The 24,472-nt window shown below is 61.5% G+C and carries 21 protein-coding genes and 1 pseudogene; 7 read left to right on the plus strand and 15 right to left on the minus strand.

The features are described 5' to 3' along the window. Positions 1–57: 57 nt before the first annotated feature. The 7 genes from ACI3K3_RS17285 to ACI3K3_RS17315 form a co-directional block, all read right to left on the minus strand. Positions 58–1,299 carry an arginine deiminase gene (locus ACI3K3_RS17285; protein WP_404915867.1) on the minus strand — a complete coding sequence of 414 codons (1,242 nt, stop codon included), beginning with the start codon at positions 1,297–1,299 and terminating at the stop codon, positions 58–60. A 32-nt stretch (positions 1,300–1,331) separates the two neighbouring features. Beyond that, on the minus strand, positions 1,332–2,762 hold the full coding sequence (locus tag ACI3K3_RS17290; RefSeq protein ID WP_404915869.1) for a basic amino acid/polyamine antiporter: 1,431 nt from the start codon (positions 2,760–2,762) through the stop codon (positions 1,332–1,334). A gap of 77 nt (positions 2,763–2,839) precedes the next feature. After that, positions 2,840–3,757 (minus strand): hypothetical protein, encoded by a 918-nt coding sequence (locus ACI3K3_RS17295; RefSeq protein WP_404915871.1) that lies wholly within the window; start codon positions 3,755–3,757, stop codon positions 2,840–2,842. A 603-nt stretch (positions 3,758–4,360) separates the two neighbouring features. After that, positions 4,361–6,862: a PAS domain S-box protein gene (locus ACI3K3_RS17300; protein WP_404915873.1), complete on the minus strand. Its 2,502-nt coding sequence runs from the start codon at positions 6,860–6,862 to the stop codon at positions 4,361–4,363. A gap of 189 nt (positions 6,863–7,051) precedes the next feature. Next, positions 7,052–7,486: a response regulator gene (locus tag ACI3K3_RS17305; RefSeq protein WP_404915875.1), complete on the minus strand. Its 435-nt coding sequence runs from the start codon at positions 7,484–7,486 to the stop codon at positions 7,052–7,054. An 11-nt stretch (positions 7,487–7,497) separates the two neighbouring features. Beyond that, positions 7,498–8,634 carry a histidine kinase dimerization/phosphoacceptor domain -containing protein gene (locus tag ACI3K3_RS17310; RefSeq protein WP_404915877.1) on the minus strand — a complete coding sequence of 379 codons (1,137 nt, stop codon included), beginning with the start codon at positions 8,632–8,634 and terminating at the stop codon, positions 7,498–7,500. Positions 8,635–8,880: 246 nt separating this feature from the next. Further along, the gene (locus tag ACI3K3_RS17315; RefSeq protein ID WP_404915879.1) at positions 8,881–9,054 is read right to left on the minus strand and encodes a hypothetical protein; all 174 of its coding nucleotides are present in this window, start codon (positions 9,052–9,054) and stop codon (positions 8,881–8,883) included. A gap of 257 nt (positions 9,055–9,311) precedes the next feature. On the opposite strand from ACI3K3_RS17315, the gene ACI3K3_RS17320 reads away from it, so the two are divergent. Together ACI3K3_RS17320 and ACI3K3_RS17325 are read left to right on the plus strand one after the other, a co-directional pair. Beyond that, entirely contained in the window at positions 9,312–11,021 is a 1,710-nt protein-coding gene (locus ACI3K3_RS17320; protein ID WP_404915881.1) for a thiamine pyrophosphate-dependent enzyme, read from the plus strand. Continuing rightward, the gene (locus tag ACI3K3_RS17325) at positions 11,018–12,658 is read left to right on the plus strand and encodes an FMN-binding glutamate synthase family protein (protein WP_404915883.1); all 1,641 of its coding nucleotides are present in this window, start codon (positions 11,018–11,020) and stop codon (positions 12,656–12,658) included. The genes ACI3K3_RS17320 and ACI3K3_RS17325 overlap by 4 nt, the downstream gene beginning before the upstream one ends. Before the next feature lie 119 nt (positions 12,659–12,777). Here ACI3K3_RS17325 and ACI3K3_RS17330 read toward each other — a convergent pair whose 3' ends face one another. From ACI3K3_RS17330 to ACI3K3_RS17350, 5 genes are all read right to left on the minus strand, one after another. Then, positions 12,778–14,220, minus strand: a complete 1,443-nt coding sequence (locus ACI3K3_RS17330; protein WP_404915885.1) for a carbohydrate porin — start codon at positions 14,218–14,220, stop codon at positions 12,778–12,780. A 546-nt stretch (positions 14,221–14,766) separates the two neighbouring features. Next, entirely contained in the window at positions 14,767–14,898 is a 132-nt protein-coding gene (locus tag ACI3K3_RS17335) for a hypothetical protein (RefSeq protein WP_404915887.1), read from the minus strand. 147 nt (positions 14,899–15,045) lie between these two features. Then, on the minus strand, positions 15,046–16,446 hold the full coding sequence (locus tag ACI3K3_RS17340) for a L,D-transpeptidase family protein (protein ID WP_404915889.1): 1,401 nt from the start codon (positions 16,444–16,446) through the stop codon (positions 15,046–15,048). 123 nt (positions 16,447–16,569) lie between these two features. After that, the gene (locus ACI3K3_RS17345; protein ID WP_404915891.1) at positions 16,570–17,271 is read right to left on the minus strand and encodes a murein L,D-transpeptidase catalytic domain family protein; all 702 of its coding nucleotides are present in this window, start codon (positions 17,269–17,271) and stop codon (positions 16,570–16,572) included. A 143-nt stretch (positions 17,272–17,414) separates the two neighbouring features. Then, positions 17,415–17,714, minus strand: coding sequence for a formate/nitrite transporter family protein (locus tag ACI3K3_RS17350; protein ID WP_404915893.1), 300 nt, complete (start codon positions 17,712–17,714; stop codon positions 17,415–17,417). A gap of 119 nt (positions 17,715–17,833) precedes the next feature. Here ACI3K3_RS17350 and ACI3K3_RS17355 point away from each other — a divergent pair, with 119 nt between their 5' ends. After that, on the plus strand, positions 17,834–18,013 hold the full coding sequence (locus tag ACI3K3_RS17355) for a hypothetical protein (protein ID WP_404915895.1): 180 nt from the start codon (positions 17,834–17,836) through the stop codon (positions 18,011–18,013). On the opposite strand, the gene ACI3K3_RS17360 is transcribed toward ACI3K3_RS17355, so the two are convergent. Next, on the minus strand, positions 18,004–18,429 hold the full coding sequence (locus ACI3K3_RS17360) for an SRPBCC family protein (protein ID WP_404915897.1): 426 nt from the start codon (positions 18,427–18,429) through the stop codon (positions 18,004–18,006). The two genes, ACI3K3_RS17355 and ACI3K3_RS17360, sit on opposite strands and share 10 nt — an antisense overlap. A 461-nt stretch (positions 18,430–18,890) precedes the next feature. Here ACI3K3_RS17360 and ACI3K3_RS17365 point away from each other — a divergent pair. The 4 genes and pseudogenes from ACI3K3_RS17365 to ACI3K3_RS17380 all read left to right on the plus strand — a co-directional run bounded on the left by ACI3K3_RS17365 (position 18,891) and on the right by ACI3K3_RS17380 (position 23,211). Continuing rightward, positions 18,891–19,244 (plus strand): annotated as a pseudogene (locus ACI3K3_RS17365) (hypothetical protein). A gap of 132 nt (positions 19,245–19,376) precedes the next feature. Next, positions 19,377–19,898: a 2Fe-2S iron-sulfur cluster-binding protein gene (locus ACI3K3_RS17370; protein ID WP_404915899.1), complete on the plus strand. Its 522-nt coding sequence runs from the start codon at positions 19,377–19,379 to the stop codon at positions 19,896–19,898. Continuing rightward, positions 19,895–20,881 carry an FAD binding domain-containing protein gene (locus ACI3K3_RS17375; RefSeq protein WP_404915901.1) on the plus strand — a complete coding sequence of 329 codons (987 nt, stop codon included), beginning with the start codon at positions 19,895–19,897 and terminating at the stop codon, positions 20,879–20,881. Before ACI3K3_RS17370 ends, ACI3K3_RS17375 begins: the two co-directional genes overlap by 4 nt. Next, complete coding sequence (locus ACI3K3_RS17380; RefSeq protein WP_404915903.1) at positions 20,878–23,211, plus strand: xanthine dehydrogenase family protein molybdopterin-binding subunit; 2,334 nt, start codon at positions 20,878–20,880, stop codon at positions 23,209–23,211. Before ACI3K3_RS17375 ends, ACI3K3_RS17380 begins: the two co-directional genes overlap by 4 nt. A gap of 502 nt (positions 23,212–23,713) precedes the next feature. Here ACI3K3_RS17380 and ACI3K3_RS17385 read toward each other — a convergent pair. Together ACI3K3_RS17385 and ACI3K3_RS17390 are read right to left on the minus strand one after the other, a co-directional pair. Further along, a complete protein-coding gene (locus ACI3K3_RS17385; protein WP_404915905.1) occupies positions 23,714–23,923 on the minus strand; it encodes a hypothetical protein in 210 nt (69 codons plus the stop codon). 31 nt (positions 23,924–23,954) lie between these two features. After that, a complete protein-coding gene (locus tag ACI3K3_RS17390) occupies positions 23,955–24,449 on the minus strand; it encodes a hypothetical protein (protein WP_404915907.1) in 495 nt (164 codons plus the stop codon). Positions 24,450–24,472 lie beyond the last annotated feature (23 nt).

Genomic DNA, 24,472 nt, shown 5'->3' on the forward strand with positions numbered 1-24,472 from the left:
GCTGGTTTTCTCCTCGGCAGGCGTTGCCCTGCCTGCCGAGGAGCAGTTCGAATCGGCCTAATCGGCAGCATCGCGAATGATCGGGCAGGTCATGCAGTGACCGCCTCCACGGCCTCTGCCGAGTTCTGCCCCGGAGATGGTGATGACCTCGATCCCGGCCTTGCGCAGCAGGGTATTGGTGTAGACGTTGCGATCGTAGGCCAGCACGGCACCGGGCGACACGCAGACAAGATTTGCACCGGAATCCCATTGTGTGCGCTCACGCATATAGTGGCTGCCGCCAGTCTCCACCACGCGCATGTTGTCTACCTTGAGAGCGCGTGCGACCGCCGCCACCCAGCCGCCTTCTTCTTCCCTCACGTCGAAGCCGCCGTTCGTGCCGGGCCGGATCATATAGGGCGTGATCGTGTTGACGATATCGGGATAGATCAGCACGCAGTCCCGGTCCGCAAAGGTGAAGATCGTGTCGAGGTGCATCGCCGCGCGCAGCCGGGGCATGCCCGCGACCAGAATCTGGTCGACCACGTTCTGCTGGAACAGCGAACGCGCCAGCAAGGCGATGCCTTGGCGCGAGGTGCGCTCGGACATGCCGATCAGCAATGTGCGGTTGCCCGCCGGCATCACGTCGCCGCCCTCGATGGTGGCCAGACCGTGATCCTCTTCCGGGTTCCCGTGCCAGATCGTAGTCTTGCCGGCGAAATCGGGGTGGAACTTGTAGATCGACGTGGTCAGCAACGTCTCGTCCTTGCGCGCGGGCCAATAGAGCGGGTTGACCGTGCAGCCGCCGTAAATCCAGCTGGTGGTGTCGCGGGTATAGAGTGTGTTGGGCAAGGGGGTGATCAGGTATCGCGCGATTCCCGGTGTTTCGCGAATAAGCGACATCAGCGCGCCGGAGTAGCTTTCCGGGAACTCGTCCACCGACAGGCCCCCGATCAGAATCTCGGCCAGTTCCCGGTCTGGCAGACCTTCCAGGTAGCTTCGCACGTCGGTCAGCAGGCCCAGGCCGACCTCGTTCTCGGTCACGCGGTGATCCAGTATCCACTTGCGCGCCTCGGGTATCTTGACGGTCGCGGTCAGCAGGTCATGCATCTCGACGACGTCGACGCCGCGGTCGCGCATTTTCTGCTGGAAATCGAGATGGTCGCGCTTGGCGGCATCTACCCAGAGCACATCATCGAACAACAAGTCGTCGCAATTGGACGGCGTCAGCCGCTGATGCGCTCGACCCGGCGCGCAGACCATGACCTTGCGCAATTTGCCGACTTCCGAATGAACGCCATAAGGGATGTCTGTGGACATGAGGCACTCCTTCAAAAACAGATTTTTTCAGTTCACGGAACGATGCGGCCGGTCAGCAGCCCGACCAGGCCGATCAGACCTGCGGCCAGGACGACCAGGAAAATCACCAGTTCGACCGGTTTGAACAATCGCACACCCTGTTCGCGCCGGGCCCAGACGTAGAGGACCGCAGTGCCGGGGATCAGCAGGATGGCCACCAGCATGACGTGCTCCAGTCCGGCCGCCACGAACATCACGATCGAATAGAACACCGCCACCCAGGCAATGAACTGGTCGCGTGAAGCAGAGCCTGCTTCGGCGCCGTAACCCTCGCGGCGGCGCGCGATCAGCACGCCGTACCCCGCGACCAGCAGATAGGGCAGCAGGGCACTGACACTGGTCAGGTCCAGCATGAGGTTGAAGGCGTCCTGAGACCAGTATGTCGAAACCACGAAGAGCGAGACGACGATGTTGGACAGCCAAAGCGCGTTGGCCGGCACCCGATTGCGGTTCTCTTCCGAAAAGAGCCGAGGCATGTCGCGTGACTTGGCCGCCGCGAAAAGCACTTCGGCGCAGATCAGCGACCATGCGAGATAGGCGCCCAGCACCGAAACCAGCACGCCGACTGAAATGAACACACTGCCCCAAGGCCCGACGACGGCGGAAAGCGCGCTGGCGAGCGAAGGCTGGCGCAGCCCGGCCACCTCTGCCTGCGGCATCACCGCATAGGGTAGCAGCGTTACTGCGACCATCAGGCCGGTCACTCCGACGAAGCCCAGAATTGTCGCGGTGCCGATATCGGCACGGGTTCGGGCGAAGCGCGAATAGACGCTGGCGCCCTCGATACCCAGGAAGACGAAGACCGTGATCAGCATGGTATCGCGGACCTGTGCCACCAATGTCTTCTCGGGCATCCCTTCGCCGCCCCAGAAGTTGGCCGCGAAGGTGTCCCAGTGGAACGCCAGCAGCATCAGCAGCAGCGCTGCCAGAATCGGCACGATCTTGGCGATGGTGACGACGAAGTTGATGTAGGTTGCCTGCTCGATCCCTCGCAAGATCATGAAATGAAAGGCCCAGATGCCGATCAGCGAAACGCCGATTGCAACTGCCGAGCTGCCATCCCCGAAGATCGGGAAGAATTTGCCCAGAGTCGCGCCGATCAGGACCCAGTAGAACACGTTGCCCAGGATCGAGCCCAGCCAGTATCCGAAGGCGGAGAGGAATCCCATATAGTCGCCGAATCCCGCCTTGGCGTAAGCGAAGACGCCGGCGTCGATATCAGGTTTGCGCTCCGCCAATGCCTGGAAGACCCGTGCCAAGGCATACATGCCGGTGCCGGCGATGAGCCATGCGATGATCGCTCCGAACGGCCCCGTGGCCGTGCCGAACCGCGCCGGCAGATTGAAGATGCCCGCGCCGATCATCGATCCGACGACCATCGACGTCAGCGAAAACAGCGAGATCGTATTGTCTTTGCTCGTCATCTACGTCTCCCGGCATGGAATTTCGATGGTCGGCGCAGGTTGTTCGCTCAGCGCTATGAATGCTTCCGGCTTCACCGTTACAAATTGGCCCGCAAGGTGATGGCAGGCAGGAATTTGAATGCGGAGCGGTCCACACTGTTCAGATTCGAGTCGACCTCCAGCCAAAGCACCCCGACGCCGAGTGCGTGAAGGGGGTTCGGCCGGCCGGGCGGAGGAGCCAACAAGTTTGCGATATCAATTCCCGCAAACCCTTCGAAGCGCCAATCCCTGCGCTTCCCAGGTACCGCAAGGTCGTCATTCAGGTACCAACGACGGTCGATCGAGACTTCGCCAATCAGTCCCAACCCATCATCCAGAACCGGATAGTAGACGTCGATGAAAAGCTCCACGGCGAGGTAATCGTCCGTGTTATTGCTGGAATTCAGCCATCGCGGAGCGAGTTCCACGCCGATTGCGCCGGCGCCGACATTCGCGCCGTACCGCATGCCCGCCGTCAAGGCCTGGTCTGTGGCGAGGCCGCTGCCGAAGAAAGCATCCATGATGTGCGCCACTTCATAGCGAGCGAAACCAGCGAAGCCCGACGGACTTTGATGCGTGCGCAGCTCAAGCGATGCGGCAACCGCCGATTCCGTAATGTCCCCATGTTCCAACAACATGGATGGACCGGCATCGAATTCTACTTCAAGCCGGTCAGACAAGGGCTGGGTCGTCATGAACGTAAGCGCGGTGGTTGTGGATGTGCTCGTCCGGGAATTCGACCCTAACGGATTGTGGGAGGCGATCTCAGGTGCAAATTCGAGTTCGATCGCCGTTTCGCCCACGCGCGTTCCGTCATACCCGGGAATGTGAAGCTGATCGACTTCCTGGTGGGACTCGGGTGTGTCGGAGCTAACTACCTCCGTTTCACTGTCCGCTGGTGTCGTTGGTGCCGCGAGCGTCGGGAGAGGAGCAAGTGCCAAAAGCAATCCGAAAGCACGCGCTGCGTCAGCTTTCATTTCGCGTTCCAAGCAGACCTTCAAAGCCCCTTCCAATACTGTGGTAATGCGGCATGAGAGCTTCTTTGTCCGTGAGAACCTTCATAATTCGCAGTCCCAAGTACTTCCAAATAATGGTGCTTGATATTTCTGAATTGTGCTATCGGGGAAAACCCGCATGCGTCCGTAGCGCCGGCTTCCGAACCGACCAGAACAGAAATGTCTGAGCGAGTGACTTGGTTTTAGTATGATTGGGAGGCACGGGTGGGCTTCAGTTATTAATTTCCACCAGTTTTTAAGAAGTTGAATGGCGCAACCGCGCTATGTAGTTTCCCGCGCGGCGGCCGCCTGGGAAGCAATCCATCCATCGCGCACATCGGCGTCATCTCTTTTGCGTTGGCATCGCCAAAGGCGGCTATCATGTCATCGCTGCCCAAAAGCTGTCGGTTTTTTGCGGGCAGACTTCCTCGTTAGGCAGACCACCTTCCTCATCTTTCTTAGCTGCAATCGCGTATCACGCTGTCGTCCAGCTAAAGTCGTTCAGGTTCATCCGAACCCCGGTGAACGTAGCGCAGCTATCAGAAAACCGAGATCACGCGCTCCACGTCCACTTAGTCGGCGAGTTCAGCCATCGAAGACATCGCGGATCTTCATTGCCAGTGCATCCATGGCAAAGGGCTTCGTCATCATGTCCATGCCCTTGTCCAGAAATCCTGATCGCACTGCGGCATTCTGAGCGTACCCGGTAATGAAAAGCACTTTCAGCTCGGGCCTGGTCTGACGGGCGATTTCGGCGAGTTGGCGACCGCTTATCCCGGGTAAGCCGACATCGGTGATAAGCAGATCGATATCTTTGTTCGATTGCAGGATGGGGAGCGCGCTCGCAGCGTCGAGCGCTTCGAAGACGCTATAACCGATCTCGCACAGCACTTCAGTGACGACGAGTCGGACTGACGGGTCATCTTCAACAACCAGCACCATCTCACCCTGACCGCCAACGGTCTTCGTCTTCGGGGCGTGAACAGGTTCAATGCCCTGGTGAGACCGCGGGATGAAGAATTTGACGGACGTCCCAACTCCCAGCTCGCTGTAGATGTGCACATGTCCGCCGGACTGCCTGGCAAACCCGTAGATCATCGACAGGCCTAGGCCGGTACCCTGGCCGACCGGCTTCGTGGTGAAGAAAGGCTCGAAAACCTTCTCGAGGGTAGAGGCCGACATGCCGATCCCGGTGTCGCTGACACTGAGAACCACGTAATCCCCCGGTGCCAGACCCGGATGGTCCATGGTGTAATGCTCGTCGAGGTGCACATTGTCCGTTTCCACGACGAGCTTGCCGCCGCTGGGCATTGCATCGCGAGCATTGATGCACAGGTTGAGCAAAGCGCTTTCCAACTGGTTCGCATCAGAGGACGCGGCCCACAGTTCCGGGTTCAAATGGGTTTCGAGAACGGTTTGCTCGCCAAGCGTTCGATCCAGCAATTCATTCATGCTGCAAACCAGCGCGTTGACGTCGAGAGTACGCAGATCGAGTGACTGGCGTCTGCCGAATGCAAGCAGGCGCGACGTGAGGGCGGCTGCACGCTGAGCGGATGCGTTTGCCGCGTCGATGTAGCGATCAACGCGTTCCAGCTTTCCAGCGCCAATGTTGCGCCGGATGAGATCGAGGCTGCCAATGATGCCTGTGAGCATATTGTTGAAGTCGTGGGCGATACCTCCAGTGAGTTGACCGACGGCTTCCATCTTCTGGCTCTGACGCAAAGCTTCCTGGGCATTTTCCAGTTCAGTCGCGCGAGACTTGGCATCGGTAAGATCGCGGCCGACTGCAACGAAGTTCTCGCCATCCGGTTCGGGTGCGACCGTCCATTCAATGTGTCGCCAGCCACCATCGCGGGTGGACACCCTGTTTTCGAAGCGCGAGGGCTGTCCAGTCACCGCCATGCCGGAGATCGCGTCCATTGAAGGGCCGACATCATCGGGATGCATGAAATTGGCATAAGCACGGGTCAGCAGATCGCTTTCACTCCACCCCAGGACCTTGCTCCAGGCCGGATTAACCGCGGACATCATCCCGGCGAAGTCGGCTCTTGCCAGCATATCCTGCGAAAGGTCCCACAGCCGATCACGCTCCGCTCGGGCCCGCTCGATCGCAACCTTGACGCGTTCGCCAACCTCTTGAACCAATCTTTCTTCGGCCGTGCTCCAGATCCGCGGGCTTGCATATTGGACTGCGAGGAGCCCGACCCATCGGGCTTCGTTGAAAAGAACCACATCGATGAACGCGCCAACCTCACGCGCAGTGAGACCTGTGCGGGCCGGAGCGCTCAAACGCTCGTCTCCGCCGACATTGCGCACCACCACGGGCTCTCCTGCGCGATAGGCGGCGAGCAGATCCGGACCGAATGACGCTAGCGAGTGTACGCCGACGATCGAATCCACGCCGCGCGAATAGTCGCGCTCGACAGTCATCATGCCTTCGTCGGTGATCTCGGCGTAGAAGACCCGGCTTGCGTCGAGGAGTTCGCCGAGCCTTTCAGCAGTTCGGTTCATTATATCGGCAGGTGTGGTAAGCGGCCGGAGTTCGTCGGAAAGTGCCAGCAGAAATGCAGCACGCCGCTCTGCAGCAACCCTTTCGGTCGTATCGGCCAGAAAGCATATCACCCCGGCCGGCAAGCCTGCCTCATCCACCACCGGCGAGTAGTTGAGGTCCATCCAGACCGTTTCGGGAACGCCGCCGCGCAGGATGGTCAGTTCCTGATCGCGATAGTGCAGCGTGTTTCCCGCAAGGGCCTTGGATATCACCGTATCATTGAAGCCGGCAAGCTCGGGCCAGCTTTCCCGGACATTCGAACCTAACGAGGCCGGGTGACGGTTTCCGGCGAATTCCGAGTAGGCGTCGTTGTACAACATGACGCCGTCATGCCCCCACAGCACGACGATGGGCACCCGGGATCGCAAAAGGATGGAGAGCGCGCTGGTGAGGCAGTGCGGCCAAAGCTCTATCGGACCAAGCGAGGTATGAGACCAATCATGGTCAGCCAGAAGCCTCCCGCACTCTCCCCCGCCGCTCAAGAATTGCGGGGTCGCGCGCGCGAGTGGAAAATCGTTGGTTGGCGCATTGTACATATAGCAGGACCTTTAGAGCGGTCGCGAGTTGCCATGTGTCGTGGTCTCGTGCGCCTTCGTAAATCCCGTTTTAGCGAAGCTTCGCCGTTTCGGATACCTCTTCTAGCCCGTGGCTATCAGAGTGAACGACAGCGTTGTCTCTTTGCCTGCGATCGGCTGCACCAAATCTGCGGAGCGCATTGAAGAGGCCTACGTGGCAGCCCAACGTTTTTCGAGATGCGGTGAGGTGGTAAGGTTCGAAGGTCGAGGGAGCGAAGGTGGTGGATCGAAGACGCCGTTAGCCAGATATTTGAGCGCGGTCACCATGCCGGCATTGGAAAACGGCTTTTCGATCACTCCGTGTCCCCCGGCGAAATCCGCCGGTATCTTGGACACGTTGGCTGTCACGAAGACGATAATGGTTTCCGGCCATCGTGTCTGGATCAGGTGGCAAACCTCAAGGCCGTTGGATCCGTTGGCAAGGTTCATATCAACAAACGCAAGCTGGGGCGTAATGCCCGATGGCAGTTCTTCTACCTCCCTGAGACAGGCTGCCTCGGCAAGAACTCGGTGGCCCGCGTCCTCAACGATCGCCTCGATATCCATCGCCAGAAGCATTTCGTCTTCCACGATCAACACGTCCATCACGCCTACCATCATACCACCGTGCTACGAGGGAAGGTTATTGTCACGCAGGTTCCAGGCTTGTTGTCGCTCCATGTGGCCTCGGCCTTCGCCTGACGCGCCAGTCTTGTTATGAGCGCCGTGCCGATGCTTTTCGTGCGCTTGGCAGACGGTAATCCGGGCCCATCATCGCAAATCCGGATAAAGCCCCGATCGTTCTCATTTCTAACGAGCAAGGTCAGTGTTCCCCCGCGACCATTGGCAAAACCATGTTTGATGGCGTTCGTAAGAATTTCATTCAGAATCAAGCCAAGTGCCGAAGCATGTACTGCTTCGATCAGCAGAGGGCCTGCTTCGATATTCAGGGTGATATCCATTCGCCCGCTTGAGCCCACCACGTCCAGGGCAAGGTTTTCAGCAAAGCCACCGATATCGAACCTGGCGATATCCTCTGACTGATAAAGCTGCCGATGGACCACAGCAAGGGCATCCACCCGCTCGAGCATGCTCTCCAGCTTCGCCGAGATTATAGGGTCATCAATGGTTCGGGCCTGTAAGCGGAGCAGAGACCCGATCATCGTGAGGTTATTTTTGACGCGGTGATCGACTTCGTGAAGAAGGATCGTCTTCGCATCGAGGGCTGCGCGCAGATCGGACGTGCGCCGAGCCACTTCCCGCTCGACCAATTCCTTCTGCTGGTGGATGATGTCCTGCGCCGCGACCCGATCGGTAATGTCAAGCTGTGAAGCGAAGAAGAACCGGATCATACCATCCTTATCTCGCACGGGCGACAGGTAGAGCGCATTCCAAAAAGTGGTACCGTCCTTGCGATAATTCAAAAGGTCTACGTCGATGTCGTGACCATTCTGGATCGCTGCCCGCACCCTTGCAACTTCGGCGGTATCTGTCTCGGGCCCTTGCAGGAACCGACAATTTTTGCCGATGATCTCCTCACGGGCGTATCCTGTAAGTTCTTGAAAAGCGACATTGCAAAATACGATCGGATTGTCGGCCTGCGCAGGGTCGGTGATGACCATCGGCATCCGCGTAGCCCTGACAGCAGCGGCAAACGGATCCCCTCTACCATGCTCATAGTCAAGTTCGTCGCTTAGATGCCAATCGTCTCGTTCTCGCAAAATCTTCCTCCAGCGATCGCCGGAGGGCCTCACGCGATATCAAAACAAGTGGCATATCGCCCGGTTCCGCGTAGGTGGATTAAATGATTGGGAGCATCGATTTCGATGATTGGTCATCACGGCCAATGATAGGAGGCTTCACAATATGCCGGCCCTCTAGGGTCATTCGAAGCTTGTGTTCCTGATATCAGGTGCAGGCGCCTTTTACGGCAGCACTTAACCAACTCCCCGATCTCAGCAGGGGGCGGAAACGCATCGTTTGCTTGCCCCTGCTTTCCCTCAGCGGAAGTCTTGCGTTAATTGCCAGCAGCCGCTTCGCCAGGCGAACAGATATGCGGCAGGCTTTCCGATGTGGCGCTCCACGGTCCAACCGTCGCCTTCGTCGTCATCGCGCAGGATGGCGGGCTGATAAGTGAACTTGAAGCTGCCGTCGGGCAGGTCCTCGAACTTCACATCAGCGCCGCGAGATTTTCGGCCAGCACTTGGAACCTTTGCCGACTGGGCGCCGTCCTTAAACACCTGAAATCATAAACTTAAGTAGAATTCGCCTGGGATAATAGAGACTTTTGACAAGGAGCGGATACGTTGCAGCGTTTGCTGGCAGCGCTCAGGCTTTCACAAGAACGGCCGAGGTCGCGTGGTGACATGTGGAACAGGCTGAACCTCCGTCGCTTTCTTATGTGACTTCCAGAAACGCATGAGAAACAATTATGACCACCGTTGCGCAAGTGATCGTCGAAACCCTGGCGGCTGCGGGGGCTTCCCGTTGCTACGGGGTGCCCGGTGATACGTTAAACCATGTAACCGACGCGATCCGGCAAAGCGGCATACGATGGGTCCATGTGCGCCATGAGGAAGCTGGTGGGTTCGCTGCCGGTGCAGACGCGCTGCTTACCGGAGAACTGGCGCTTTGTGCGGGGTCATGCGGACCAGGCAGCCTCCACTTCATCAACGGCTTGTTCGAATCCCATCGCAATCGCGCTCCGGTGGTACTGATCGCCAGCCAGATCGTACGTGACGAACTAGGTTTCGATTTCCCGCAGGAGGTCGACTTCAAAGCGATCTACCAAAGCTGCTCGGTCTTCTGCGAGGAAATCCGCACGCCGGAACAGGCTCGCCGCAAAACGGCCATGGCAGCGCAGGCGGCATTGTCGAAGCGCGGCGTCGCGGTGCTGATCGTCCCAGCGGATGTTTCGAGTGCGAAAGCTCCTGAAGAACCACCCTTTGCCGTTCACCGCGCCGATCCCGTGGTATGCCCCTCTCACGTCGAACTGGAGCGGATCGCGCACTTGCTGAACGACGGGCGCAAGGTCGCCATCTATGGTGGCTCGGGCTGCGAGAAGGCTCATGACGAAGTCGTGGCGCTGGCGCAGGCGCTTCAGGCTCCAGTCGCACATACCTCGCGCGCCAAGGACTTTTTGGAATACGATAACCCCTACGATGTCGGCATGACCGGGATATTCGGTGGAGAAGCCGGCTATCACGCCCTCATGGATTGCGACACGCTGCTTCTTCTGGGTTGCGACTTCGCATGGCGACAGTTCTATCCGGCTAAGGCGACTATCATCCAGGTCGATCTGGATGGTACGCATCTGGGACGCAGGCATCCGGTCGATCTGGGCGTAGTGGGCGATATCCAGGCAACTCTGCGCGCGCTGCTGCCACATGTTGCGACGCGTTCGGACCGAGCCTTCCTAGACGAGTGTCTGGAGCGACGCACGAAGATGCGGGACAAGCAGGCCAAGCGCGCCACCGTGGGCAAGGGCGGCGCGATCCACCCGCAGTACCTTACCGAAGTGATATCCCGCGCAGCGCCTGACGACGCCATCTACACTGCGGATGGCGGATCGCCGATGGTTTGGTCTTTGCGTCATGTGGCCGCGACCGGGCGCAACCGAACGGTGGTCAGCCTCAGCCATGGCACGATGGCTAACGCGATGCCGCAGGCGCTTGGCGCCAAGGCCGCCTTTCCAGACCGGACGGTGATCTCGTTGTCGGGCGATGGCGGCCTTGCGATGCTGCTCGGCGATCTGCTGACGGCAGTTCAGGAGAAGCTGCCGATCAAGGTCGCCGTGTTCAATAACAGCGCGCTCGATTTCGTGGAGATCGAACAGAAGGTCGAAGGTCTGCTGGATACGTACACCGACCTGCTGAACCCCGATTTCAGCCGTGTGGCCGAAGCGGTCGGATTCTGGGGGCGCCGGGTGGAAAAGGCCGAAGACCTCGAAGGCGCGGTGCGTGATTGGCTGGCGACACCTGGTCCGGCCTTGCTTGACGTCGTGACGGACCGGTTCGAGCTTGTCATGCCGCCCAAGATCGAAGCAGGACAAGTTGCCGGCATGGCGCTCTATTCGGCAAAGGCCGTGCTGGGTGGCCGCGCTGCAGACGTAGCAGGTCTTATCCGTAACCTGCTGCCATGAGCGCGCGTCCGGGACTGGTCGCAGCGCTCACCCGCGACCACGCGCTCTCTCGCAATCTGGTCCTGTTGGCAGGGCTGGTCGGAACCTTGGCGGCGTTGGTCGCGGGAAGGCGTTATCCCGATGCCATGTGGCCCCTGGTAGTCACCCTGCCGGTTCTGGTGCTGTCGCTGATCGATCTGTTCCAGACTGAGCATTCGCTGCGTCGCAACTATCCGGCATCCGCACGTTTTCGCTGGTTCTTCGAATGGCTGCGACCGTTCCTGCGGGCATACATCGTAGAAAGCGACCTGGACGGTCGACCCTTCAGCCATGACGAGCGCGCCTTGGTCTATGCTCGTGCGAAGGGCGATGTCTCGGCTCATCCTTTCGGAACGGAGCTGGATGTCTATTCCGACGAGTACGAATGGCTGGCGCACAGTATCGCGCCTTCGCGCCACGCACCCAAAGAGACGCGGGTACATGTGGGAACGGCCCAATGTTCCCAGCCCTATGATGCGGCCCGTCTCAATATATCCGCGATGAGTTTCGGAGCGCTCGGAGCGAACGCCATTGAGGCGTTGAACCTTGGCGCCAGCATGGGAGGCTTCTATCATGACACCGGCGAAGGCGGCCTCTCGCCCTACCATCTGAAGCATGACGGCGACATCGTTTGGGAGATCGGTTCAGGCTACTTCGGCTGCCGTGACAAGGACGCACGTTTCGATCTTGCCCGCTTCGCGGAGCGGGCGGCTCACGATTCCGTAAAGATGACCGAGATCAAGCTGAGCCAGGGTGCCAAGCCCGGTCACGGGGGGCTTCTGCCCGGCCCAAAGGTGACAAGGGAAATCGCCCAGACGCGCGATGTGCCGGAAGGGGAGGACTGCCTGTCACCGCCTTGGCATACAGCGTTCTCCACCCCCATCGAGCTTGTCGAGTTCGCTGCAAGAATGCGTGATGCGTCCGGGGGGAAGCCTGTGGGCATCAAGCTGTGCGTAGGCTACCCGCACGAACTCTTTTCCGTGGTGAAGGCCATGCTGGAAACGGGCATCCTCATCGACTTCATCGTCATCGACGGTGCCGAAGGCGGCACGGGCGCCGCGCCTACCGAGTTGTCCGATCGCGTAGGTATGCCGCTGCGCGAAGGCCTAATCCTGGCGCGCAATGCGCTGGTGGGCACGAACCTCAAAGGGCAAGTGAAGCTGGCTGCTTCCGGCAAGATCAGCTCGGGTGCAAACATCGCGATGAACGCCGCCCTCGGCGCGGACTGGTGTAATGCCGCGCGCGCTTTCATGTTCTCGCTTGGCTGCGTGCAGTCCATGCGCTGCCACACCGACACGTGCCCCACGGGCGTGGCAACGCAATCTCCGGCGCGCCAACGTGCGCTCGTCATTCCGGAAAAAGCGGAGCGTGTGGCACGGTTCCAGCGATCGACGCTAGACGCTCTGCATGACATCGTGGTCGCCTGCGGGCTGCAATCGCCCGACGAGTTCACTCCGGATGGACTGCGGCAGCGGATCAGCGCGGTGGAAATGCGCTCTATCGATGAACTCTATCCTTTCGTCGAGCCGGGCGAACTCCTGTCCGGTGTACGCGATCCCCGCATAGCTCGGTGGTGGGCGCAGGCCGATGCAACCACGTTCCAGCGACGCGTTCCGTAATCATTGAGCACGATAGCCAGCTGGAGCTGGGCCTTATGCAGAACGCGAAGAACTCTGGATGCGAGACGCCGCGGCCTTGTTTCGAATTTCGATGGCGTTCCAGCCAGGCGATGGCGATTTCAGAACAATACGGTCGCGGATAATCCCAAATTTAGCGCCGGCTTGAAGTCGCCCACGAAACTGGGGTTGCGGATGTAGTTGATCGACGGTGAGAGGAACAGGCCGTCAAGAGCGTGGAAGGCGTAAAGTGCGCCGAGGGAAAACTGGCTCTTATGCGCAATGCCGCCCGCCTGCTCGACTGCCTGGGCGCCGGTACGACTGAAGCTGTTCAGGCCAACGGTGACCGTGACCTGATCGAGGGGCCGGCCCGGGACAAGACCCAGCGCATAGACCCGCGCTTCCAGACTGCGCTTGTAAACGTTGACCGTATCTTTCGCAAACAATGCCGAGGCGCCAAGGTAGACGCCCTTGTAGGCCATGGTTTTATCGGGCTGGTACACTTGATAATCCGCCAAGGCATAGGCCGACCAGTTGCGCTCCTGCCCGGCACCATCGAGGCGGTCATAAAGCGTGGTGTTGTAGCTTGCGCCGGCTCGCAGCCAAATCTGGCGGCTGTCGGATGAGGATGGACGCCGCAGGCCGACTTCCTGAATGAACAGCGCCTTGGCGCCGGGACGGGTGAACTTCAGGCCGGCCCCGGCGCTGGCGGCATCGGCAGACATGCCCTGTGGCAGGATGCTGCGCTGGATCGCCGACTTGGAGTACCAACCGCCTTTCGCGTTGAACTGCACATTGAAACTGGGTGCCAGGGCGGTGCCGCCACTCATGCCCGTCGACAACGGGATCGACCCGGCGACGCCGCTGGCGAGAATGGGATTACCGCCAGCGAAAATCCCTACGAAATCGGAGAGGTTCTGGTTGTATCCCGCCTTCACTTCGATAGTGCGATCGAGGAAACTGCTGAACACAGTGAGGTTGGAGAAACGGGCTCCCGAAGGCCCCAGTTGTCGCCAGTTGGCGATGCTGAAAAGTCCGCCAACATTGATCTGGGTGATGTCCTCGCCTGTTCCACCGACTTTCCAGCTCAGGCGCAACTCATTGCTCTGGGTGAAGGTCAATTTTTGCCCGGTGTAGCTTTGCGCACCATCGGCGAGCCCGTTGCCGGAGACATCTCGGGTCAGGGTGTTCGAACTGACGCCGCGAAAATAGAGATCGCTATCGTAGAGCCAGGAACGGATGCCCCCGACATCTTTAGTGAGTGTCTGGCCGACACCGGGAAAGTCAGTCGTTTGGCCTTGCGTCCTGAGCTTATCGAACTCCATGAACTTCGCCGCCTCGCGGCGCGCCCTTGCCCGGTCGTCGTTATCGCCGGTTGAGGTGGCGGCCTTGGTATCGATCGATGGCGCTCTGGCCGAAGGCGGCGGCGCTTCCGGCGATTGCCCTTGCAGGCCTGGCGATCGATCCGTCTGCGCGTCCTCCTGGGCGAAGGCAGCCTCAGGGACTGGGAAGATGGAAAGAGCATACGATAGCGAGAGCAAACTACGCAAAGTCGATACGGGCATGAAAAGACACGGTTCCCTGAAATGAAACCAGTCAAAGACCCCGCGCATTCGCCTGTTCCTCTTCCGGCGGCGCACACCGCTCCGGCGAGGCCTCATCGCCGGTGCGATGGGCGGCTGCGCAATACTTCTTGTTGTACGGCTAAGGTCTTGCTGAAGTTTATCTGGACGTTGCGCGCACCGATAATGAAGACGCAGCCTTGGTCAAAGCCGATTGAGCGAACAATACGGGTAATCGAATGCCTCAGGCTTCCGAGAAGGATTGCGGTCCGTTGAAATCTATTTCAATTGGATCGCGCGAGCATGCCGGCAATGAAAAGGCACGTTTCGGCGCAACCTGTAGATCAAGGGTTATGTTTGGGGATGGTTGCGGATGGGTCGGAACTAACAGTGTTATAAAAGAATAATTTACGTAAGTCTTTATATCTTGTCCCCGCAACCATATCCAGTCCCGGTGCGTCCCGTCTAAGGACGATCATTTCTTTAGAAAAATCAGATATTTTCGCTCATCCCGCGGCCGCGGCTGCGGCCGCAAGGCGGGCGCCCAAACTAAGCGGCAAAGCGCTTCACGTGCCGAGCATAGTCGAACTGGGTTTTGCGGGCGAACCGTCGCAGGTTCATGTCCTCGATCATGCGTTGGCGCAATGTGCCGGATGGCAGATCAGAGATACTATTGGTCATCGTACTGCTCCTTGGTCGAAAAGAGACGCAATGGTCTGCCTATGCCGCGGATGGCTCAACTACAGGGCGGACCTAGGTCGCGTTGACAAAGTGTGGCTGACGCCCGGTATGCGAACTGACGGCGAAAAATGACCGCACGGGTGGACGTTATGGCCCTACATCGCTGCCGTTCGCGCGTAGTTGGTGACTGCTGCCTGCCGAGAAGCCGAGCGCAGTCGCCACGCGGTCGTTCCAGCCATAGGGGTCGGAACGGATCATCGGCTCGCCGTCGTCACCGAACAGGACGGTGTGGTAGAGCAGGCGCACGGGAATCTCGCGTCGGAGGGGCACGAAGGTCTCCTTCCCAGTGGCGCGGGCGCGGCGCCATTCGTCAAGAACGCCTTCGTCCTTCGCCAGCATCTCGGCAAAGCCCAGCGCGTCTTCCACGCGCACGCAGCCGTGGCTGCGCTGGCGCTGGACCTCCTGGAACAGCTGCTTGGCGGGTGTGTCGTGCAGGTAGATCTGGTGCTCGTTCTTCATGTCGAACTTGACGAGGCCCAGCGAGTTCTTCGGACCCGGCTGCTGGACGATCCAGCCGTCCTTCCACGCCATGTTGTTACGGCGCAGATAACCACTGCCCTTGCCTGCGATCTCCTTGCTCTGGATCGAGCGGGGAACGGTCCAGGTGGGGTTTGCGACGAGGCGATAGATCGGCGAACCCAGTTGCGGGGTCTCGTTCTCCGGCTCTCCGACGACGACCTTGCGGGTATCGGCCATTTTTCCGTCGCGCCAGTAGACCAGCCGGCCCGCGGCGACGTTGACGTCGATGCGGGTCTTCGGCGGGTCGCGATCCAGCCACCGCATCCGCTCCATGGCGACCGCGACTGCACGCGCCTTGTCGGCATCTGAGAGGTTGAGGATTTCCAGCGCATCCTTGCCGATCACCCCGTCCGGCTTGATCCCGTAGTCGGCCTGCATCCGCTGCACGGCCTTCACCATCGCCGGGGAGTAGTGCTCGCCCTGCGCATCCCTTCCATCGAGGTAGTCGGACGCCACGAGCTGGCGTGCGATCCGCACGACACGGGGATCGGTCTCGCCCGGCCTGAGCGGTTCGTTATCCTGCGGGATGGCGGGTGACGGCGCATCCTTGCTGCCGCGCAGGGCCAGGTAGGCTTTCGACAGGCTGCGATAGCCCTCATCCTGCGGGGCGAGGCCTTCCAGCCAGTCCTTGAGGTCGCCGTCTTCCAGCGCCCTGGCGAGCCCGGGGAGCAGGTCGGCATCGGGCCGTGGCACAGTGTAGATGCCGTAGAGCTTCTTCGGATCGGCTCTGCCGCGTGCAAGCGCGGCTGCATAGCGCAGGGCGCTTTGCGTCAGGGCGCGGTCACCTTCGGCATTGCCGGGACGCCCTTCGATGGCGAACGCCATCCGGTCGAGCGCATGGACAGCACGCCCGTCGATCGCGACGCGAAGATCACGCAGGGCCGCATCGGTCCAGTGGACCTGGTCGATGCTGACGGCCGATGCAGGAGCTTCAGGCGTTTCGGAAGCTGGACCGCATGCTGCCAGCACACAGGTAACGGCAAACAATGAGGAAACGAGCAGCCGATTGTGCACATGGATCTCCTTGAAAGACCCAAGTAGAACCAGCGGGAAAGTGAGTTGTTGCCCGGACCCCGAATTTCAGGGCCGAAATCAGGTTCTTGCCGCAAAGATCATTCTACCCTTGCCGAGGAAGGAGAACACGTCGTCGAGCTTGTTCTCACCGACTGCAAAGCAGCCCTGGCTGCGACCGAGCTTGCCATGAGCCGGGATCATCTCCTCGTTTGCGTACCAGGCGCTGTGGACGACCACCGCGCGATCCAGCGCGTTGCTGTTCGTGGCGTCGAGGCCGACGAGCCGCTGCGATCGGCCATGCTTGCCGACGTAATAGTCCTGCGTAAGGAATGCGCCCTCGCTCGACGCGTTGGAGTTGAACGCATTGGAGAACCTGTCCACAAACCCGGTGTGATGCGGGTCGGAACCGGAGCCGTGTGCCACCAGCTGGCGCGATGCCTTGCCGTCGACGACATCGAGGAAATGCATGCGCATGTCCGAGGAAGATGCCGAGAAATCCACTATCGCGATCCGGTCGCGCTGCTTGATACGGTCGCCATGCCGGTCGAGCGAAGCCAGCGCCTTGCGCAGGAGCCCGGGGTTGACCGTGGAGAACGTCTTCGGCGCGCTGTCGCTGCGAACGGTCGCGGGTACGCTTGCCAGCTTTCCGGGCGGCAGGGAAGGTGCCGCAAGCGGTGTGGGCTTCAGGGGCGAAGAGGACCGTGAGCAGGCGCCGACCACCATGGCCGCGCCCGCCATCATCATCGCCCGGCGATGCATTGTGGTTTCATGCTGGGCCATGAGCGAGATATGGGGAGGGCCTGCGCAGATGGAACAGGTGTTTTCCCAGAATAATCAATTAAGTATGGTCAGTTGTGCACATGATCGGATGGGCTGTGCTCCAACTGCCTCGCGTCTCGATACCTTGTTGCATGCCGTTATGCCTAGGCGCTGAGGTCGCCGCGAATCTGCCCATGGGCGAGAACGGTGAACAGTCCCGTGCCGCCGATGATGTTGCCCGCCAGCGTAGGCAGCGTGAATTCCAGCCAAGCCTCGCCGATTCCGATGCTGCCGCTGAGCCACAGGAAGCTGGCCTGCGACGAGCCGGTGACGACGTGCGCCAAGCCGCCCAGCGCGATCACGTAAGTCAACGCGAAGACCAGCCAGAACTCGCTGCCGCGCACGTTGGCAAGCACCCAGGCGGCCGCCGCCATGATGAACCCGACGGGGATTCCCAGCGTCAAGGGTGTGTGTCCAGTGCTGGAGTTCGAGCTTGCCCAGGATATAGACGAGCGGCGCCCAGTCGGGGTCGGGCAGGTTGCTGCGCAGGAAAAGTTCGCACAGAAATGACTGCGCGGTCGCGATGCCCGCCGCGATGCCCGACAAGGTGAGGGCAAGGGCAGGCCGCCGCACTTCCTCTCGCCCTGAAGACGCACGACTTCAGGGACGAATCCGTGCGCCGCTCCTCGACATCCCGCGGCTCGCCCAGATCGAGGCCCTCGTCGGTTTCGGCATCCACCTCGAAGTTGGCGGTCACGGCTGATCGCTCCCGGCAGGCTCGCGACTTTCCAGCAGCTGCCTGAGCGTGGCGAGATCCTTCTCGACCATCGCGGCGTCCTGATCGAAATCCCCGTCGCTCATACCCGGCTGTCGGAACAGCGTGAACACAACCTGGGTCCCGGTGCCGTTCTCGACCATCCGCAGCGGGATATGGATCACGGGCTTGCCGGGCAGCATCACCCAGTGGTCGAGCACGCCGAAACCGTTGGCAGGGCTGAACCTGACCGTGGCCTCTCCCAGCGGAGTCTCGGCCCGCCATTCGCCGCCATCGCGGTGGAGCGCGGTCGACATGCCTGCGGCCCATTTCGGGAAGTTCTCGGGCCGGCTGGCAAAGGCGTAGGCCTCTTCCATTGGGCAATCCACGGCGATGCCGATCATGCGTGCTTCGAGAACGGTCATCGCGCAACTCCTTCTGCCGGTCGATAGCCCGCGAACGGGCGAGGAGTTCTCATGGACCTTTCCGACCAGGCGGGCGAGTGCTGGGCTGGGTCGCGGGCGCATACGAAACAGCTTGGAGCGCGGCGCATGGGGTGCGGTGACACCTTGCACGGGAACCTGCACGCCCTGGCCGACTTCGATCTCTACTATTGACCCGTTCCGCTTCGCGGGCAGTTCATCCGCGGGATCCTCGCCTGTGCGGGGAAGAGCTGGACGGAGCACGACAGCGACGAAATCGGCGAACTCATGGCCCTCGCGCCCGCTGATCAGCCGGTCCGCCTCATGGGGCCGCCGGTCCTCGTCGACAACGCGAGCGCATTCGCCATTGCCGAGATGCCTGCCACCGGGCTCTACCTCCGTGAGAAGTTGTCAACGATGCGAACGACGTGCTGGACGAACTGACGCTTGATGGCGGGCGCAAGATGTGGACCGAAGAGAAATAGGCCGAGTTCGTGCCGCGCCTGACCCGGTGGACGGACATCTGGGAAGGCACCGGATCGGCGAACGGGCTTGGGGAAGAACGTGGCACCCTGTTGGGGACCGACGATGCGGGAGCGGCAGATATCGTTACAGCCGTACTCTTCTCGACGGTGGCCGACCGTTTCGAAGAGATCGCTGCGCTTCTTGTGAATACCGCGCCTCGGGGAGCCGCCCTGACCCGGCGGATGCAGGCAATGCCGCGACTGGCTCGAATGGCCGGGAACATCCGCGAGAAATACGGTGACGCTTATTGCGGCGGCGAGATCGAGAAATCGCTGCGCATCGTTGCGACCTGATGTCCGGCTCGCCATCGTACCGCCGCACGCACTGGTCCGATGAGCGCCAGCCGGGCACCAATCGCATTCGGGAAGGTTGTTCAGGTGCGAGGCAGGGCCACGTCGGGCATGCCTGATGCGAGAGGTTCACGCATGTCCATGACCGTCAACGGCGAGGCCGCCGAAATTCCGCGCGACCCGCGCGTCTCGCTTCTGGATTTCCTGCGCGAGCACCTACACCTTTCCGGGACCAAAAAGGGCTGCGATCAGGGCGCCTGCGGTGCCTGCACCGTGCTTGTCGACGGAGAACGCATGCTGTCCTGCCTGTCGCTGGCCGTCCAGTTCGAAGGACGATCGGTTACAACGATCGAAGGGCTGGGGCAGCCGGGTGACCTGCACCCGTTGCAGCAGGCTTTCGTCGAGCATGACGGTTTCCAGTGTGGCTACTGCACGCCGGGGCAGATTTGCTCAGCGGTCGGCATGGCGGCGGAGATCGCGCGCGGCGTGCCGAGCCATGTGACCGTCGACCTCTCGGACTGTGACATCGATCTCAGCCACGACGAACTGCGCGAGAGGATGAGCGGCAATCTCTGCCGGTGCGGCGCCTACAACGGCATCGTGGCGGCCATCGCCGAAACCTATTCGCAGGAAACTCTTGTGGAGGCGGCCGAATGAACCCCTTCACCTATACGCGCACCGCCGATACATCCGATGCCGTCCGGCAGGGCGGCGCTGCCGGCGCGAAGTATCTGGGCGGCGGCACCAACCTCGTCGATCTGATGCGCGAGACGATCGAGCGGCCGGAAATCCTCGTCGATGTCACCGGACTCTCGCGCGGGATCGAGGAACTGGACGGCGGCGGCCTGCTGATCGGCGCCGCCGTGCGCAATACCGCGCTGGCGGAGCACCGGCTGGTGCGCCGGCGCTACCCCTTGCTCACCCGCGCCATCGTTTCAGGCGCCAGCCCGCAGATTCGCAACATGGCGACCGTGGGCGGCAACGTCCTCCAGCGGACCCGCTGCGCCTACTTCTATGACGAGGCGGGATCGCGCTGCAATAAGCGGCGTCCGGGCTCGGGCTGCGACGCGATCGACGGCTTCAACCGCAATCATGCGATCCTCGGCGCATCGGCATTGTGCGTGGCGGTGCATCCTTCGGACATGTGCGTGGCGCTCGCCGCGCTGGATGCCGTGGTCCATCTGCGCGGCGAGGAAGGCACGCGGCAAATCGCGCTGGCCGATCTCCACCGCCTGCCGGGCCATCGGCCGGAAATCGAGACGATGCTGGAGCCGGGCGAACTCATCACCGCCATCGAACTGCCGCCGCTGTCTCCGTCCGCCCGCTCGACCTATCGCAAGGTGCGCGACCGTTCGAGCTACGCCTTCGCGCTGGTCTCGGTCGCGGCGGTGCTCGAAGTCGAGGATGGGCATGTCCGCGACGTGCGGGTCGCGCTTGGCGGAGTGGCGCACAAGCCATGGCGCGCAGCGCGGGCCGAGGCGGTACTGCGCGGAGGTCCGGCGGCGTCGCTGGCCTTCGCGACGGCGGCCGACGCCGAGCTTGCGGAGGCACGGTCGCTGTCGGGCAACGGCTTCAAGATCGAACTCGCGCGCCGGACCATGGTCGCCGTGCTTGAGGAACTTGCGGGAGAGATCGCATGAGCATCGTAGGCGACGCCAAGCAGGCGATACAAGGTGCGGTTCAGAGCGCCATGGCGAAGGCGGTGGCGCTCGCCCCCGACAGCTGGGTTCCGGGGGGCGAGCCCGATCCCCTGATCCGGGAGCGCTACGGGCATGTCGGCAAGCCGCTGTCTCGGATCGACGGCCCGCTCAAGGTGTCCGGGCAGGCGCGCTTTGCGGCGGAATTCCCTATGGAGGGCATGGTTTATGCCGCGCTGGTCTTCAGCACCATCGCCAAGGGCCGCATCGCCGCCATCGACACCGCGCTTGCCGAGGCCGCGCCAGGCGTCGTCGCAGTGATGGACCATCGCAATGCCCCGCGCCTCGCGCTGCCACCGGTGTTCATGTCCGCCCCCAAGGCGGCAGGTGGAGACGACCTGCCGATCATGCAGGGCGACGACATCCGCTGGAACGGCGAGCCGGTGGCGGTCGTCCTCGCCGGGACGCAGGAGGAGGCCAGCCATGCGGTCTCGCTCATCCGCGTGGCGTACGAAGAAGAGCCTGCGCTCACCTCCTTCGCCCAGGCACGGGGGCAGGGCACTCGGCCCGCGATGTTCATGGGCCAGCAGCTGCACGACGAGCGCGGCGATGCGGAGGCGGCACTGGCGGAGGCCGAGGTGCGCGTCGATGCAGAGTACCTGACGCCGCGCCACAACCATAACGCGATCGAACTGCACGGCGTCACCGCCGCGTGGCAGGGCGACGTGCTGCGCATCCACGACGCCTCGCAACTCGTCGCGCATACCGCCTGGTCGATCGGGCAGATGTTCGGCATGCCCGAGGAGAAGGTCGTCATCACTTCACCCTTCGTGGGCGGCGGCTTCGGCGGCAAATGCCTGTGGCAGCATCAGGTTCTCGCGGCCATGGCAGCGAAGGTGACGGGCCGTCCGGTGCGCCTCGTCCTGTCGCGCGAGGGGGTCTATCGCGTGGTCGGCGGCCGCTCGCCGACCGAACAGCGCGTCGCGCTCGGCGCTGATCGCGAGGGGAAGCTCAAGGCGCTGATCCACACCGGCGTAACCATCAAGACCGCGACCAACGCGATGCCCGAGCCGTTCATTCTGCCGACGCGCAGCGCCTATGCGTCGGAGACGCTGAAGCTCGACGTGCAGATAGTGGAACTGGACATGCTGGCGAACACCTTCATGCGCGCGCCGGGGGAGTCGGTCGGCACGTTCGCGCTGGAAAGCGCGATGGACGAACTGGCCGAGGCGCTCGGCATCGACCCGATCGAACTGCGCATCCGCAACGAGCCGGAGAAGGATCCGGCCACGGGCCTGCCGTTCTCCTCCCGCCACATCGTACAGGCATGGCGCGATGGCGCGCAGCGCTTCGGCTGGGCCGGGCGTGATCCGCGCCCGGGGATGCGGAGGGAAGGAGAATGGCTCGTCGGCATGGGCTGCGCCACCGGGACTTATCCCTATTACCGCATGCCCGGAGGCGCCGCACGGATCACCCTCACGCGCGAGGGTCGAGCAATCATCGACATTGCCGCGCACGAGATGGGCATGGGCACTGCGACCGCGCAGACGCAGGTCACGGCCGAGCGCCTCGGGTTGCCGCTCGACCGGGTGACGTTCAACTACGGCGATTCCACCCTGCCAGGCGTCGTCCTTGCAGGCGGATCGCAGCAGACCGCGGCGATCGGCGCGGCGGTCGGTGCCGCGCACCGTGAACTGGTGAAAGCGCTGCTCAAGCTTGCCGGCAACGACTCCCCGCTGGCGGGGCTCGGCGCGGACGAGGTGGTCAGCCGGGAGGAAGGGCTGTGCAAGGCCGACGGGCCGGCGAGGCACGAAAGCTACGCCTCCATCCTCGCGCGTGCCGGGCAGGACACGGTCAGCGTGGAGGCCGAGGGGCCGCCGCCGCTGGAGACGATGCACTGGTCGATGCACAGCCACGCCGCGATGTTCTGCGAAGTGCGTGTGAACGCAGTGACCGGCGAGCCGCGTGTCAGCCGCTTCCTCGGCTCGTTCGATTGCGGGCGCATCCTCAACCCCAAGACGGCGACCAGCCAGTTTCGTGGCGGGATCATCATGGGTCTGGGCCTCGCGCTGATGGAGGAGGCGCAGTTCGACGAGCGCAAGGGGCGGGTGATGAACCCCAGCCTGTCGGAATACCATGTGCCGGTTCAAATGGACGTGCCCGAGATCGACGTGATCTGGACCGACCTCCCGGACCCCCACGCCCCGATGGGCGCGCGCGGCATCGGCGAGATCGGCATCACAGGCACCGGCGCCGCCGTCGCCAACGCGATCTACAACGCGACCGGCAAGCGTGTCCGCGACCTGCCCATCACGCTCGACAAGCTGCTTTGAGGCTGGCGATCATGGTGCACAGGAGTTTCCACGATGATGCGGAAGCTATGAAACCTCTCGATCTGGTGCGGCAATGACATCGTCGGGCAGTGGCGACATCATTGCAGGGTCGCGGATGCTGCCAGGACTACTCAACGGCTTCGGTTTTTACGGAGCTACAGTTACAGGAGCAGCGTCATCTCGGTGGAGCAGAATACGATCGGCAACATTCCCTTGCCCCACCGTCGAAGCATGTGGGCAATACCGGACTGTTCGCCAACCTGGGTGGGTTCGAGGTAACGCATCGCCTATTGGGCATTTTTGTCCTATTTGGCCCAAGTCGGCGACAGGTACCTTCTGACCTTCAACGAGGGCGACGATTTCTTCGCGTCGTGCGATTTCAGTGCGAAGGGGCCGTTACGCGGACTTCGTTTCGCCTTCCAGGCTCGCAATCGCCGACGGATGAGCGGACAGTCCGCACCTAGGGACCGAAAATTGACACCTGAGCATCGGGAATGGGTGATTAGTTGCCGCTCCGGATTGGCAGTTTGCAGGCGTCTAGTTCGGTATCCCAAGCACCACCACGATCCAAACAACGGTCGCGCGCGATGAAGCCGCGACCAGTCCAACCTGCTGAAATGCCAACGAGCAGAGCGACAAGCGCAGCGATCAGAATGCGGGTCTTCATATCGCCAAGCTGACGGTTTTCGAATAAGCCGTCAACGACCGCCATGGGTCGATCTTGGTAGGCTTGGCTTGGACCATCAAAACCGCTTCTGTCCGGGATCGACCTTATCGCAAGTGCCGGAAAAGTCCTGCCCCGTCCCCTTTATACTGATCTCTCCAGTTTTCCGGTCAATCCTTAGCTTTGGCTTGTTCAGCCCGTTCAGTCGATAGCTGGCGCGAATCTCGTCAGCGCCCACAATCAGGTCGTCCAGTTGCCACCAGTGCTGATGATCGCCGCCCGAATTGAGCGGCGGAATCAACTTTTCCGGCAAGCGAATGCGGCCGTCATCGCCGTATATCTGGAGGGTCACGGCCGATGAAAAGCTTTGCATCTCTGTTTGAACACCGCTGCGTGTCCGATACTTGTGATCGTATCGATCCCACTCCAGAGTATTTACATATCCTGACCCGAGCTTCTCGCCTTGCCCCAAGCAGATCAGATTGATCGCGTCGTCGGCGGGCTCGGACTGTGCCAAAGCCGGCGCCGCAACCATTACGGACAATGCGCACGCCACCGAAATTGTCACTTGCATCGCAGTTCTCCCACTTTTCTGCC

This window comes from Novosphingobium sp. ZW T3_23, assembly GCF_044987305.1.
GTDB lineage: Bacteria > Pseudomonadota > Alphaproteobacteria > Sphingomonadales > Sphingomonadaceae > Novosphingobium.